Here is a 13,419-nt window from a genome sequence, read left to right on the forward strand (position 1 = left end):
AAAAATTCGACACTCTTTTGTTTTATATATAATTAAGTCATAGAGTATACTTGCATACATGTTTTAGAATAAAATATATTAAAATAATTCGTCTAAATATTACAAAATATTTTGCAGATACATGTTAAAATTTGGTTGTTATAAAAATTAAAGAGGGAAAAGCAATGAAAGGTAAAATAATTGCAATGACCTTACTAGCAACTATAGCTTCTAGTATTAGTGTATCTGCAATGCAAAATGCAAATGATAATGCAAGAGGAGGCACATATTATAAATATGAAAGTTATGCACCGGCTTATATGGGAACAGTGAATACTGACATAGTGACAAAACAGGTAGCTCGTGATTATGCAACCTTTAGATATTGGTCAGGACCAACTATAAATATTTCAGCAAGAGATACGAATAACAAGCAAATAAGTAATAATGTAAGTGTTGCCTCTAATCAAAGTGTATACCATTCTAGATATTATTCAGACAAGCCATCAACTAAGGTTTATATGAAGTTTAATGCAAAAACTAGCTCAGGTTCATCACAAAAAATGAATTTAAGTTGGTCACCAGATGATCCAAGCTAATATTATGAAAATAGATATTAAGAAATGTTTAAATAAAAGATTTCTTATATCTATAACAGGACTAACAATATTTTTATTAATAGGACTTTTTCAATATTATAATGGAAAAACCTTGGGATATAGTGATAATAATGCTATTCACGCTTTTTTAGCAGTTATTGAAAATAACCATACAATATTGCCTAGTATGGCAATATTACTTTCAACAATAGTATGTGGCGATTCTTTATACAATGAATATAGAAGTGGACATCTTAGGAATATAGTTAGCAGATTTAGCTTAAAACAATATATACTTATAAAAGCTATAGTTAATATTATTATATCAGCTATAGTAGTGATGATTCCTATGATAATAATGATGATAACTTCATTATTATTTTTGATTTAGATAAAAGTATTTTATCAGATCCATCTTATTACGGTCCAACTGGAAAGTTAGTAGAGATATATGTAAACTATCCTATATTTTATATGATAATATCAATAGCTCTAATGGGAGTTTTTGTTGCTATGTATTCTACATTATCAATTGGAATAGCTTTTTATGCAAAATTTAGAAGTGTATCAATTATAATTCCAGTTTTAGCTTACAATATTTTTCAATTTATTAGTGAATTAGTAGGTCATGAAATTGCACTAAATGATTACCAAAGACCAATGATAGGAATGCTTTTTACTATACTTATGTTTGATTATCAAATGTTCTTATGGTATATACTAATTTTAATTATAGCATCTTCATTAGTTTATTTTAAATTAAAGAAAGGATTAATCATTTAATGAAAGATAAGTTTCTTAGATATAATAGTGATATAATAAATACTAGAAATTTTATTATAATAGGCTTAATAGCAATTAGATTATGTAGTGAAAGTTCATATTTATTTTATAATGAAAATGTATACAAATTATCTTATGCAGAGTATTTAATTAAAATAATTTCAGCTAAGGGATTTAACATAATAAGTATTATGGTTTTTTTGGGAGTTATTTACTATTAAATATTTTATAAAGATGTTAAAGAGTATGAATTTATAAGATATGGAACTTTAGATATATATTATAAAAAGACGTTAATTAAATCCATAATATTTACTATCATGTATATGGGAATGATAATATTAAACATCATTATAAATTTAATGATTAAAGCAGGTGGAAATTTTAAATTTAGTAATATAGTTGAAGAGGTACATCAAACCGAAATAAGTAGTATGTTAATCTTTATGAATAAAGATTTATTTGATTATAACCCAATAATTATTAGTTGCTTGTACTTTATGGTATTTATAGTATTTTTAATAACAATATCTAATTTATTATGTTTGATAAATGTATTAACACAAAATAAAATAATAGTAGCAGGAATAGCAATTATAATATTTGCATTTATAATGTATGATGGAAATTTTGGAGAAGGAAAAACATTGACATCCTATTTAGCTTTTAATCATATTGAAATATCATATAGTGGTTTCGGGATATCAGATAACAGATATATAAATATAATACATAGTCTTATATATTTGATTAGTAGTAATATAATTTTATTTTATATTGGAATTAGATTTTCTAAGGTTAGAGAAATATTTGCATATAAACGCAATTTGGGAGAGGTAAAATGAATTATTTTTTAAAAGTAAATAATTATAATAAAAAAATTAAAAATAATGAAATACTTAAAGATATAAATCTTAATTTATCTAAAGGGAAAATATATGGACTAAAAGGGCACAATGGATCGGGGAAGAGCATGCTTATGAGAGCTATGGCTGGAATTATGTTTCCTACAAGTGGAGAAGTTATAATTAATGGAGAAAATATAACAAAAGAAAAGAGAGTTTATGAAAATATTGGTATTTTAATAGAATCGCCAGGCTTTATAGATAGTTTGACAGGATATGATAATTTGATGATGTTAGCTGATATTAAAGAAAAAATAGGGGCTACAGAAATAAGAGAGTGGATGAAGAAATTTGACTTAAATTCTGAAGATAAAAGAAAAGTAAAAGAATACTCACTAGGAATGAAACAAAAATTAGGAATAATTCAAGCATTAATGGAAAATCCAGATATTATATTTTTAGATGAACCCATAAATGCATTAGATGAAAAAAGTATTGAGATATTTAATAAAGAAATTATTAATTTAAGAGAGTTAGGAAAATTAATAGTAATCTCAAATCATAATAAAGATGAATTAGAAAATATTTGCGATGAAATAATTGAATTAGAAGAAGGTCGTATAAAAAATAAAAGGACTATATAGCAAGTAAAATAGCAATAGATTAAAAACCAAGGAATAATATTATTTCTTGGTTTTTATTTTGACTTTGACTTTAAGAGGGCATATTATATATAACTTTTAAGGATGAAATTAAAATGCTAAAAGAAAAGGGAAGTTAATTACAAATTTAAATTAGGTTATGTTTAAGTTGATATTGATTTTTCATATGACTTTTAGGATATTTAATTTACGAAAATATTTCTATTATATAATTAAGAATTATAAACTATACATAATAAAACTAATGTAAGTTTTTATTGAAAGATAAAATTAACAAGTTATAAAAGATAAAATAGAAAATAAACTAGAATTCCATGTTATAATTAATAAATAAAATTAAAAGATAATAATTAGTAGGTGAGTAAATGTTAATTGATAAAGCGTTAAAGTTTTGGAATATGGAACATGATTTAAATTGTGCAGAATGTATATTATATGCTGCAAATGAAGAATATAATTTAGGACTTAATAAAGATTCATTTAAAATGATGGCATCTTTTGGTGGAGGAATGGGAATTGGTTCTTCATGTGGTGCTGCAACAGGAGCAATATCTGTTATTGGGATTATGTTTACTAATGAAAGAGGACATGAAAGTCCAATAGTTAGAGAACTTTCAGCAGATTTTATGAATAGATTTTATAAAAAATTTGAAAGTTTAAATTGTATAGATATAAAACATAAAAGAGAAGAAGATGATAGAAGTTGTAAGTTTATTATAGAAACAGCAGCAACTATTTTGGATGATATAGTAAGGGAAAACAATAGATAAGAAAAGGAGATCATAATATGGATGTTAAAGAAGTAATTTTTGAAGATAACAAAGTTATATTAGAAGGAGTTAAAAATTTTAATATAAAACAAATATTAGAGTGTGGACAATGTTTTAGATGGGAAAAAAAATCAGAACTTGATTACATAGTAATAGCTTACGGAAGAGTTATAGAAGTAGTGCAAGATGGGGATAAAGTTACTATTTTAAATTCAAATAAAGAAGATTTTGATAATATATGGTTTACATATTTTGACTTAGAAAGAGATTATAGCAAAATAAAAGAAGAACTTTCAAAAGATGAAATATTAAAAAAATCAGTAGATTTTGGTTATGGAATAAGACTTTTAAACCAAGATCCATTTGAACTTGTAATAAGTTTTATAATATCAGCTAGAAATAGTATTCCTTCAATTAAAAAGACTATAAAGAAAATAAGTGAAAGATGGGGAGAAAAGGTTGAATACAATGGAGAAGTTTTTTATACTTTTCCAACTCCACAAATGTTAAAGGATGCTACAGAAGATGAAATAAGAGAAACAGGAGCTTCATTTAGAAGTAAATATATTGTTGATACTGTTGCTAGAATAAATGAAGACTTAGAAAATAATGAAGGTATATATAATTTAGATAGAATAACATCATTAGCTGATGATGATTGCCATACTGCTCTTCAAGAATTTAAAGGGGTAGGAGCAAAAGTAGCTGATTGTATAATGTTATTTTCAATGAGTAAATATTCAGCTTTCCCAGTTGATGTTTGGGTTAAGAGAGCAATGATGCATTTTTATAATGCAGAAGAAGGTTCTTTAAATAAAATAAGAATATTTGCAAGAGATAAGTTTAAGAATTTATCAGGATTTGCACAACAATATCTTTTCTATTATGCAAGAGAGAACAATATAAAAATAGATTAGTAAGTTAAAAGGACTAATCATAAATTGATTAGTCCTTTTTATATTGTAACGTTAAGCACGTTTTCTTTTATTTTTACATTTTTTTATTGGAATTACTGTATCCCCAGGAATTTTAACTATGAAATTAAGATACTTCTTAATATTTTCATCATCTCTAAGCCTAGTAATTGAGAAAAGTCTTGCTGCAAGCTCTCTATTTGTATATAGAGCATGTATTTGTTTATGACACATAGTACAAAGCATGGCTGTGTCTAGATGTTTGCCTCCCTTTTCCTTAGGTATTAGATGATGTTCTGTTAATTCTGGAACTATTCTATCACATAGTTCACAAGTTAATCTACTTATCAAATAAATACCCCCTTTTATAAAGAAAGTTATACTAATATCTTTAATTTTATTATATCAATAAAAATTATTCTAATCAAAAGAAGATATTAGAAGCAAAAGAAAAATACTATTTATTTAATTTACAAAATATGGTAAAATATTATAGCAATAATAATTTGGGGGTTAAGTTATGTTTCAATTTGAAACTCAATTAAATAATTTAAAACATAAAGTATTAACTGAAGTAGCTATACTTGCAAAGGAAGATATGTTAACTAAAGAAGAAATAGAAAAGGTTCCTTATAAAATTATAAAGGGAGACAAAGCCCTTTATAGATGCTGTGTATATAAAGAACGAGCTATAGTTCATGAAAGAGCAAAGCTTGCGGCAGGATTTCTTGCTAATGGTGACTTAGAAGATGTTGAGCTTATTGATATAAGACCTGATGAACAAATAATATATGTAATTGAGGCAGCTTGTGATAGATGTCCAATAAATAAATACAATATTACAGATTCATGCAGAAATTGTATAGCTCACAAATGTAAAGAAGCTTGTAATTTTGGGGCAATAACAGTTATAGGTGGAAGGGCATATATAAATCAGGAACTTTGTAAAGAATGTGGAATGTGTAAAAAAGCATGTCCTTATGATGCTGTATCAGAGGTTATGAGGCCTTGTAGGAAAGCTTGTCCAACTGGAGCAGTAACTATGATGGGAGAAGATAGAAAAGCCACTATAAAGGAAGAATTATGCGTAAATTGTGGTTCATGTATGCAAGCATGTCCTTTTGGAGCTATATCAGATAAAAGCTTAATAGTTCCAGTTGCAAAAAGACTTGCAAAAAAAAGAAAAATGTATGCAGTAGTTGCACCTGCAATTACTGGACAATTTGGTCCTAAAATAACTTATGGGCAAATAAAAAATGCTATAAAAAAATTAGGATTTACTGATATGATAGAAGCTGCTTGTGGAGCGGATGGGGTTACAATTCATGAATGTGCTGAGTTTAAAGAAAGAATGGATGAAGGCAAAAATTATATGACTAACTCTTGTTGTCCTGCATTTTTAAAATATATAGAAAAGCTTTATGGAGATCAAAAAGAAAATATATCAAATACTGTATCACCTATGATTGCTACGGGAAGATTAATAAAAAATAGAGAAAAAGATGCGAAAGTTGTATTCATAGGACCGTGCACTGCTAAAAAAAGTGAAGCAGTAAAAGAAGGGGTTAAGGATGCTATAGACTATGTATTAACTTTTGAAGAACTTATAGCTTTATTTGATGCATTTGATATTAATCCTTGGGAGTGTGAAGAGGATGAAGTATGCGATGCTTCTATATTTGGTAGGGGATTTGGAGCCCATGGTGGACTTACTGCATCAATAGAAAGTTATATAAGAGATAAGCGTATAGATATAGATTTTAAACCTATAAAAGTATCTGGCGGAAATGAAATTAAAAAGACTATGGCTATGGCTAAAATAGGAAGATTAAATGGAAATTTCATTGAAGGTATGATGTGTGAAGGTGGATGTATAAATGGAGCAGGGACAATTGTACCATCTATTAGAGCTAAAACTATATTTAATAAATTAAATAGTTCTGGTTGTAAAAAATCAATTATAGATAATGATACAATAAATGAATTTGAAAATATAAATTTAAATAGGAAGTAACTATTTATAAAATTATGAAATTTAAAGAAAATTAGAGTAAAATAAAATTAAATAGATATAATGAAGAATAAATAATAAAATTTGGATAAAAATATTTCAAGTAGAATTTGAATTTCTTTCATATAAAATATATTATATTATTAGAATTAGCACTCAAGAGGTAAGAGTGCTAATAAAAAATAATTTAAATTAAAAGGAGGGTTTTTAATGGCTATAAAACCATTAGGAGATAGAGTTGTTATAAAAAGACTAGAAGCAGAAGAAAAAACAAAGAGTGGAATAGTTTTAACAGGTGCTGCTAAAGAAAGACCACAAGAAGCTGAAGTTATTGCAGTTGGTCCTGGAGCTATTTGTGATGGAAAAAGGGTTGATATGGAAGTAAAGGTTGGAGATAAAGTACTTTACTCAAAATATGCAGGAACAGAAGTTAAGTTAGATGGAGAAGAATATATAATTTTAAAGCAAGACGATATACTTGCAGTAGTTGAATAGGAGGGATATTTTATGGCTAAGATGATAAAATTTGGAGAAGAGTCAAGAAGATCAATGCAAAGAGGTGTTGATAAATTAGCGGATACTGTTAAAGTAACACTTGGACCAAAAGGAAGAAATGTAGTTTTAGATAAAAAGTTTGGATCACCTCTTATAACTAATGATGGTGTTTCAATAGCTAGAGAAATTGAACTTGAAGATCCATATGAAAACATGGGTGCACAACTTGTAAAAGAAGTTGCTACAAAAACTAATGATGTAGCTGGAGACGGAACTACAACAGCTACACTTTTAGCTCAAGCAATTATAAGAGAAGGATTGAAAAATGTAACAGCAGGGGCTAACCCAATGCTTATAAGAACAGGAATTAATATGGCTGTTGAAAAAGCAGTTTCAGAAATAAAAGCAATTTCAAAGCCTGTAGATGGAAAAGAAGATATTGCAAGAGTTGCAGCTATATCAGCAGCAGATGAAACAATAGGAACACTTATTGCTGATGCTATGGAAAAAGTAGGCAACGAGGGAGTTATAACTGTTGAAGAATCAAAATCAATGGGAACAGAATTAAATGTTGTTGAAGGTATGCAATTTGATAGAGGATATGTATCAGCATACATGGTTACTGATACAGAAAAGATGGAAGCAGTTCTTGATAATCCATATGTTTTAATTACAGATAAGAAAATTACAAACATACAAGAAATACTTCCTATATTAGAACAAATAGTTCAAAATGGAAGAAAACTTTTAATTATAGCTGAAGATATAGAAGGCGAAGCTATGGCTACATTAGTAGTTAATAAATTAAGAGGAACATTTACTTGTGTAGCAGTTAAAGCACCAGGTTTTGGAGACAGAAGAAAAGAAATGCTACAAGATATAGCTATTCTTACAGGTGGAGAAGTTATTTCAGAAGAACTTGGAAGAGATTTAAAAGAAGTAACTGTAGATATGCTAGGAGAAGCAGAAAGTATTAAGGTTACTAAAGATAATACTACAATAGTAAATGGAAAAGGTAACTCAAAGGAAATAAAAGCAAGAGTTAATCAAATAAGAGCTCAACTTGAAGAAACAACTTCAGAATTTGATAAAGAAAAATTACAAGAAAGACTTGCAAAATTAGCTGGTGGTGTAGCTGTAATTAAAGTTGGAGCAGCAACTGAAACAGAATTAAAAGAAAGAAAGCTTAGAATAGAAGATGCTTTAAATGCAACAAAAGCAGCTGTTGAAGAAGGTATAGTTGCAGGTGGTGGTACTGCTTATGTTAATGTATTAAATAAAGTAGCTGAATTAACATCAGATGTTTATGATACTAAAGTTGGTATTGATATAATAGTAAGATCACTTGAAGAACCAATGAGACAAATTGCAACTAATGCTGGTGTTGAAGGTTCAGTAATAATAGATAAAGTTAGAAATAGCGAAGTTGGAATTGGATATGATGCATTAAGAGGAGAATATAAAGAAATGATTAAAGCTGGTATAGTTGACCCAACTAAGGTTACAAGATCAGCACTTCAAAATGCAGCTTCAGTAGCTTCAACATTCTTAACAACAGAAGCAGCTGTAGTTGATATTCCACAAAAAGAGGAGCCAGTAGGAGCACCAGGTGGAATGGGAATGGATGGAATGTATTAAAAAATAAATTATTAAAAAAGGTATAACTTTAAAAGTTATACCTTTTTATTTAAAGAAAAAATTAAAGAATAACACTCTTGTGTATATGTTTTGAGTTGAAGTAGGAATTATTTTATTATAAATAGCTTATTGACTTTAGAAAAAATGTAATTTATAATAAGTTTAATTTAAAACTAGAAAGCGCAAATAAAACTCGTATATACCCTGAATATGGCAGGGAGTATCTACCGGGAACCTTAAATTTCCGACTATGAGTGGATTTAATATACCATGTTAGTATATTTATTTATACTAACTAAATGTGGCATATTAACTTCACTTAAGGAAGTTAATGTGTTTTTTTTATACATAAAATTAGTAAAAGTTAAATGGGGAGGCAATAAATATGGCTAGAATATTAAAACAAGCATACACTTTTGATGATGTATTATTAGTTCCAAATAAATCAGAGGTGTTACCAAACGAAGTATCACTAAAGACAAATTTAACAAAGAAGATTACATTAAATATACCATTATTAAGTGCTAGTATGGATACAGTAACTGAGTCAAAGATGGCAATAGCAATGGCTAGAGAAGGTGGAATCGGAATAGTTCACAAAAACATGAGTATTGAAGCTCAAGCTAAAGAAGTTGATAAGGTAAAAAGACAAGAAAATGGAGTAATAACAGATCCAATCTTTTTATCACCAGAACATACACTTGAAGATGCTGAAGAATTAATGAGTCAATACAGAATATCAGGAGTTCCAATAACAGTTGACGGAAAACTAGTTGGAATTCTTACAAATAGAGATATAACATTTGAAGAAGATTATTCAAAAAAAATAAAAGATGTTATGACTTCAGAAGATTTAATTACAGCAAAAGAAGGAACAACAATAGATGAAGCAAAAGAACTTTTAAAGAAACATAAAATAGAAAAACTTCCCCTAGTTGATGAAGAAGGTAATTTAAAAGGACTTATTACAATTAAAGATATAGAAAAAGCAAAAATATTCCCAAATGCAGCAAAGGATAGCCAAGGAAGATTATTATGTGGTGCAGCTGTTGGTGTTACGGCAGATATGATGGATAGAGTAGATGCTTTAGTTAAAGCTAAAGTAGATGTAATAACTATTGATACAGCTCATGGACACTCAAGAGGCGTATTAGAAGGTGTAAGAAGAGTTAAAGAAAAATATCCAGAACTTCAAATTATAGCAGGAAATGTTGCTACACCAGAAGCTACAGAAGATTTAATAAAGGCTGGAGCAGATTGTGTTAAGGTTGGTATAGGACCTGGATCAATATGTACAACAAGAGTTGTTGCAGGGGTTGGAGTACCTCAACTTACAGCTGTTATGGATTGTGTTGAAGTAGCAAAAAGACATGGAGTATCAGTAATTGCAGATGGTGGAATAAAGTATTCAGGAGATATAGTTAAAGCGTTAGCTGCAGGAGCTTGTGCAGCAATGATGGGATCATTATTTGCTGGATGTGATGAAGCACCAGGTGAAGTAGAAATATATCAAGGAAGAAGCTATAAAGTTTATAGAGGAATGGGATCACTTGGAGCTATGGCTTGTGGATCAAAAGATAGATATTTCCAATCAGGAAATAAAAAATTAGTTCCAGAAGGAATTGAAGGTAGAGTAGCTTATAAGGGATTTGTTGCTGATACAATATTCCAAATGCTTGGAGGAATAAGAGCTGGAATGGGATATTTAGGATCAAAAGACTTAAATACTTTATATGAAACAGCAACTTTTGTTGTTCAAACATCAGCGGGACTTAGAGAAAGTCATCCACATGATATAAACATGACAAAAGAAGCACCGAATTATAGTATTTCTAAATAGAAACAATATAAATATTAAAAATAGGGGTTTTTATAAGCGGTAATAAAGACACGGGAGTTTATATAAACAATAGAATACTCGAAAAATAATTTAAAAACTTTAATAAATGTTCGCATTAATGGAGAGTTTTCTCTATTAATATGATATAATTTATTTATAAAAAACACATAATATAGAAAAATTAAAAAAGTATCTAGGAGGAGCACATGAAGAAAGATTTAGTTTTAGTTGTTGATTTTGGCGGACAATATAATCAGCTAATAGCAAGAAGAGTAAGAGAATGTGGAGTTTATTGCGAAATAATACAATATAATTATACAATTGAAAAAATAAAAGAAAAAAATCCTAAGGGAATAATATTTACTGGTGGACCAAATAGTGTATATGGAGATGGTGCTCCAAGAGTTTCAGAGGAAATATTTGAATTAGGAGTTCCTGTACTTGGAATATGTTATGGAGATCAGCTTATGGCTCATACTTTAGGTGGAAAAGTATCAACAGCTCCAGTTAGAGAATACGGAAAAACAGAAATAAACCTAGATAATTCATCAAGATTATTTAATGGAATAAGTGAAAAAGATATTTGCTGGATGAGTCATACAGATTATATAAGTGAAGCACCAAAAGGATTCAAAGTAATAGCACATACAGAAGTTTGTCCAATTGCAGCCATGGAAAATGAAGAAAAAAATTTTTATGGAGTTCAATTCCATCCAGAAGTTGAACATACTCCATTTGGACAAAAAATGCTTCAAAATTTCTTACATGAAATTTGTGGGTTAGAAAGTCTTTGGACAATGGCTTCATTTGCAGAAGATAAAATAAAAGAAATAAAAGAGTTAGTTGGAGATAAAAAAGTTTTATGTGCATTATCAGGTGGAGTTGATTCATCAGTTGCAGCAATGTTAGTTCATAAAGCTATAGGACATAATTTAACTTGTATATTTGTAGACCACGGTCTTTTAAGAAAAGATGAAGGGGATACAGTTGAAAGAGTATTTAAGAAAGAATTTGATATGAACATTATAAGAGTTAATGCTCAAGATAGATTCTTAGGAAAACTTAAAGGAGTTTCAGATCCAGAAACTAAGAGAAAGATTATTGGAGAAGAATTCATTAGAGTATTTGAAGAAGAAGCTAAAAAAGTTGGAGATATTGACTACTTAGTTCAAGGAACAATTTATCCAGATATAGTTGAAAGTGGAACAGATACTTCAGCAGTAATTAAATCACACCACAATGTTGGAGGACTTCCAGAAGATATGGAATTTGATTTAATTGAGCCTTTAAGAGAATTATTTAAAGATGAAGTTAGAGCTGTTGGAGAAGAGCTTGGAATTCCTCACAAATTAGTATGGAGACAGCCATTCCCAGGTCCAGGACTTGCAATTAGAGTTCTTGGTGATATAACAGAAGAAAAACTTGAAATAGTAAGAGAAGCAGATGCAATTTTCAGAGAAGAAATAGCTAATGCAAATCTTGATGAAGCTATATGGCAATACTTCGCATGTCTTCCAAATATAAAATCAGTTGGAGTTATGGGAGATGAAAGAACTTACTGTCATACAATAGCACTTAGAGCTGTTACTTCAAGTGATGCTATGACTTCAGAATGGGCAAGAATACCATATGAATTATTAGACTTAGTATCAAGAAGAATTGTAAATGAAGTTAAAGGAGTAAACAGAATTGTTTATGATATAACTTCAAAACCACCAGCAACTATTGAGTGGGAATAGAATGTTTAAATAGGTTATGGTATAACCTCTAAAAATAAATATCAGTTTCTAAAAAGGTATCTATAATTTTATAGATACCTTTTTGTTATAAATATTTATAAAAGATATAAAATGAATTATAAACTTTAAAGCATAAAAGAAAATAAAAATATTATTAATAATTATATATGAATATAGTAATGAAAAATGTAGTATATATTTAATAATATTAATTAAATAATACTAGTTTTTTATTGTTATTTTATTATAATGAAATTATAGGGTTTATTAGTTAAAAAATATATTATGTAGAAGAAGGGATAATATGAGATTAAAAAATAAAGTTGCATTAATTACCGCGTCAACAAGAGGAATTGGTCTTGCTTGTGTAAAACGTTTTGCAGAAGAAGGAGCAACTGTTTATATGGCAGCAAGGAACCTAGAACGTGCTAATGATAGAGCAAAGGAATTAAATGATAAAGGTTTTAATGTAAAGGTTGTTTATAATGATGCTTTTGAAAAAGAAACTTATGTTTCTATGGTAGATGAAGTTATTAAAAAAGAAGGAAAAATTGATATTTTAGTTAACAACTTTGGAACTTCAAATCCTAAAAAGGATTTGGATATTAAACATACAAATTACGAAGATTTTATATCAACTATTGATATGAATCTTGCAAGTGTGTTTATGACTGCTCAAGCTGTTATACCACATATGGCTTCAAATGGTGGTGGAAGTATTATAAACATATCTTCTATTGGAGGATTACGTCCAGATATTTCACAAATTGCCTATGGAACAAGTAAAGCTTCAATTAATTATTTAACAAAATTAATTGCTGTACAATGTGCTAGGGATAATATTCGTTGCAATGCAGTATTACCTGGAATGACAGCAACAGATGCAGTAAATGATAATTTAACTGATGAGTTTAAGGAGTTTTTCTTAAAGCATACTCCAATTAGGAGAATGGGAAAACCAGAAGAAATTGCAGGAACTGTATTATATTTTGCAAGTGATGATTCAGCATTTACTACAGGACAAATAGTTGATGTTTCTGGTGGGTTTGGTATGCCAACTCCTGTATATGGAGACATGATTCAAATGAAAAATAAAAGATAAAATATTGTTTTTATTAAATTAAAAAGCTACTTACAATAAAAA

General features: G+C 28.5%; 15 protein-coding genes and 1 riboswitch. Of the genes, 14 read left to right on the plus strand and 1 reads right to left on the minus strand.

The genetic code is table 11. The annotated features are described in order from the left end of the window. The first annotated feature begins 164 nt into the window (after nucleotides 1-164). From O212_RS0104060 to O212_RS0104095, 8 genes are all read left to right on the plus strand, one after another. Nucleotides 165-578 carry a hypothetical protein gene (locus O212_RS0104060; RefSeq protein WP_024613881.1) on the plus strand — a complete coding sequence of 138 codons (414 nt, stop codon included), beginning with the start codon at nucleotides 165-167 and terminating at the stop codon, nucleotides 576-578. Next, a complete protein-coding gene (locus tag O212_RS0104065) occupies nucleotides 565-969 on the plus strand; it encodes a hypothetical protein (RefSeq protein WP_024613882.1) in 405 nt (134 codons plus the stop codon). Before O212_RS0104060 ends, O212_RS0104065 begins: the two co-directional genes overlap by 14 nt. A gap of 122 nt (nucleotides 970-1,091) precedes the next feature. Beyond that, nucleotides 1,092-1,361, plus strand: coding sequence for a hypothetical protein (locus tag O212_RS0104070; protein ID WP_152524850.1), 270 nt, complete (start codon nucleotides 1,092-1,094; stop codon nucleotides 1,359-1,361). Continuing rightward, nucleotides 1,361-1,582: a hypothetical protein gene (locus O212_RS0104075; RefSeq protein WP_024613884.1), complete on the plus strand. Its 222-nt coding sequence runs from the start codon at nucleotides 1,361-1,363 to the stop codon at nucleotides 1,580-1,582. The genes O212_RS0104070 and O212_RS0104075 overlap by 1 nt, the downstream gene beginning before the upstream one ends. Before the next feature lie 111 nt (nucleotides 1,583-1,693). Then, the gene (locus O212_RS0104080; RefSeq protein ID WP_152524851.1) at nucleotides 1,694-2,206 is read left to right on the plus strand and encodes a hypothetical protein; all 513 of its coding nucleotides are present in this window, start codon (nucleotides 1,694-1,696) and stop codon (nucleotides 2,204-2,206) included. After that, nucleotides 2,203-2,850: an ABC transporter ATP-binding protein gene (locus O212_RS0104085; protein ID WP_024613886.1), complete on the plus strand. Its 648-nt coding sequence runs from the start codon at nucleotides 2,203-2,205 to the stop codon at nucleotides 2,848-2,850. The genes O212_RS0104080 and O212_RS0104085 overlap by 4 nt, the downstream gene beginning before the upstream one ends. Nucleotides 2,851-3,233: 383 nt before the next feature. Next, nucleotides 3,234-3,638 carry a C-GCAxxG-C-C family (seleno)protein gene (locus tag O212_RS0104090; protein WP_024613887.1) on the plus strand — a complete coding sequence of 135 codons (405 nt, stop codon included), beginning with the start codon at nucleotides 3,234-3,236 and terminating at the stop codon, nucleotides 3,636-3,638. Nucleotides 3,639-3,655: 17 nt separating this feature from the next. Then, nucleotides 3,656-4,555, plus strand: coding sequence for a DNA glycosylase (locus tag O212_RS0104095; protein ID WP_024613888.1), 900 nt, complete (start codon nucleotides 3,656-3,658; stop codon nucleotides 4,553-4,555). 51 nt (nucleotides 4,556-4,606) lie between these two features. Here the strand turns inward: O212_RS0104095 and O212_RS0104100 are convergent, their stop codons facing one another. Then, the gene (locus O212_RS0104100) at nucleotides 4,607-4,900 is read right to left on the minus strand and encodes an HNH endonuclease (protein ID WP_029699164.1); all 294 of its coding nucleotides are present in this window, start codon (nucleotides 4,898-4,900) and stop codon (nucleotides 4,607-4,609) included. Between the two features lie 172 nt (nucleotides 4,901-5,072). Between O212_RS0104100 and O212_RS0104105 the strand changes: the two genes are divergently transcribed. From O212_RS0104105 to O212_RS0104130, 6 genes are all read left to right on the plus strand, one after another. Then, nucleotides 5,073-6,566 carry a 4Fe-4S dicluster domain-containing protein gene (locus O212_RS0104105; RefSeq protein ID WP_024613890.1) on the plus strand — a complete coding sequence of 498 codons (1,494 nt, stop codon included), beginning with the start codon at nucleotides 5,073-5,075 and terminating at the stop codon, nucleotides 6,564-6,566. A gap of 207 nt (nucleotides 6,567-6,773) precedes the next feature. Further along, on the plus strand, nucleotides 6,774-7,058 hold the full coding sequence (gene groES, locus O212_RS0104110) for a co-chaperone GroES (RefSeq protein ID WP_024613891.1): 285 nt from the start codon (nucleotides 6,774-6,776) through the stop codon (nucleotides 7,056-7,058). A 12-nt stretch (nucleotides 7,059-7,070) separates the two neighbouring features. Continuing rightward, entirely contained in the window at nucleotides 7,071-8,696 is a 1,626-nt protein-coding gene (groL, locus tag O212_RS0104115; protein WP_024613892.1) for a chaperonin GroEL, read from the plus strand. Between the two features lie 173 nt (nucleotides 8,697-8,869). Next, nucleotides 8,870-8,967: riboswitch (purine riboswitch) on the plus strand. A 114-nt stretch (nucleotides 8,968-9,081) separates the two neighbouring features. Beyond that, a complete protein-coding gene (gene guaB / locus O212_RS0104120) occupies nucleotides 9,082-10,536 on the plus strand; it encodes an IMP dehydrogenase (RefSeq protein ID WP_024613893.1) in 1,455 nt (484 codons plus the stop codon). 206 nt (nucleotides 10,537-10,742) lie between these two features. After that, entirely contained in the window at nucleotides 10,743-12,275 is a 1,533-nt protein-coding gene (guaA, locus tag O212_RS0104125) for a glutamine-hydrolyzing GMP synthase (RefSeq protein ID WP_024613894.1), read from the plus strand. A gap of 304 nt (nucleotides 12,276-12,579) precedes the next feature. Continuing rightward, nucleotides 12,580-13,377 carry an SDR family oxidoreductase gene (locus O212_RS0104130; RefSeq protein WP_024613895.1) on the plus strand — a complete coding sequence of 266 codons (798 nt, stop codon included), beginning with the start codon at nucleotides 12,580-12,582 and terminating at the stop codon, nucleotides 13,375-13,377. Nucleotides 13,378-13,419: the final 42 nt, after the last annotated feature.

The sequence above is a fragment of the Clostridium sp. Ade.TY genome (assembly GCF_000498355.1).
In the GTDB taxonomy this organism is placed as follows: Bacteria; Bacillota; Clostridia; order Clostridiales; family Clostridiaceae; genus Clostridium.

Coding starts and splice junctions, on each gene's coding strand:
- O212_RS0104060 (WP_024613881.1), top strand. CDS start 165: ATGAAAGGTAAAATAATTGCAATGACCTTACTAGCAACTATAGCTTCT.
- O212_RS0104065 (WP_024613882.1), top strand. CDS start 565: ATGATCCAAGCTAATATTATGAAAATAGATATTAAGAAATGTTTAAAT.
- O212_RS0104070 (WP_152524850.1), top strand. CDS start 1,092: ATGTATTCTACATTATCAATTGGAATAGCTTTTTATGCAAAATTTAGA.
- O212_RS0104075 (WP_024613884.1), top strand. CDS start 1,361: ATGAAAGATAAGTTTCTTAGATATAATAGTGATATAATAAATACTAGA.
- O212_RS0104080 (WP_152524851.1), top strand. CDS start 1,694: ATGATAATATTAAACATCATTATAAATTTAATGATTAAAGCAGGTGGA.
- O212_RS0104085 (WP_024613886.1), top strand. CDS start 2,203: ATGAATTATTTTTTAAAAGTAAATAATTATAATAAAAAAATTAAAAAT.
- O212_RS0104090 (WP_024613887.1), top strand. CDS start 3,234: ATGTTAATTGATAAAGCGTTAAAGTTTTGGAATATGGAACATGATTTA.
- O212_RS0104095 (WP_024613888.1), top strand. CDS start 3,656: ATGGATGTTAAAGAAGTAATTTTTGAAGATAACAAAGTTATATTAGAA.
- O212_RS0104105 (WP_024613890.1), top strand. CDS start 5,073: ATGTTTCAATTTGAAACTCAATTAAATAATTTAAAACATAAAGTATTA.
- groES (WP_024613891.1), top strand. CDS start 6,774: ATGGCTATAAAACCATTAGGAGATAGAGTTGTTATAAAAAGACTAGAA.
- groL (WP_024613892.1), top strand. CDS start 7,071: ATGGCTAAGATGATAAAATTTGGAGAAGAGTCAAGAAGATCAATGCAA.
- guaB (WP_024613893.1), top strand. CDS start 9,082: ATGGCTAGAATATTAAAACAAGCATACACTTTTGATGATGTATTATTA.
- guaA (WP_024613894.1), top strand. CDS start 10,743: ATGAAGAAAGATTTAGTTTTAGTTGTTGATTTTGGCGGACAATATAAT.
- O212_RS0104130 (WP_024613895.1), top strand. CDS start 12,580: ATGAGATTAAAAAATAAAGTTGCATTAATTACCGCGTCAACAAGAGGA.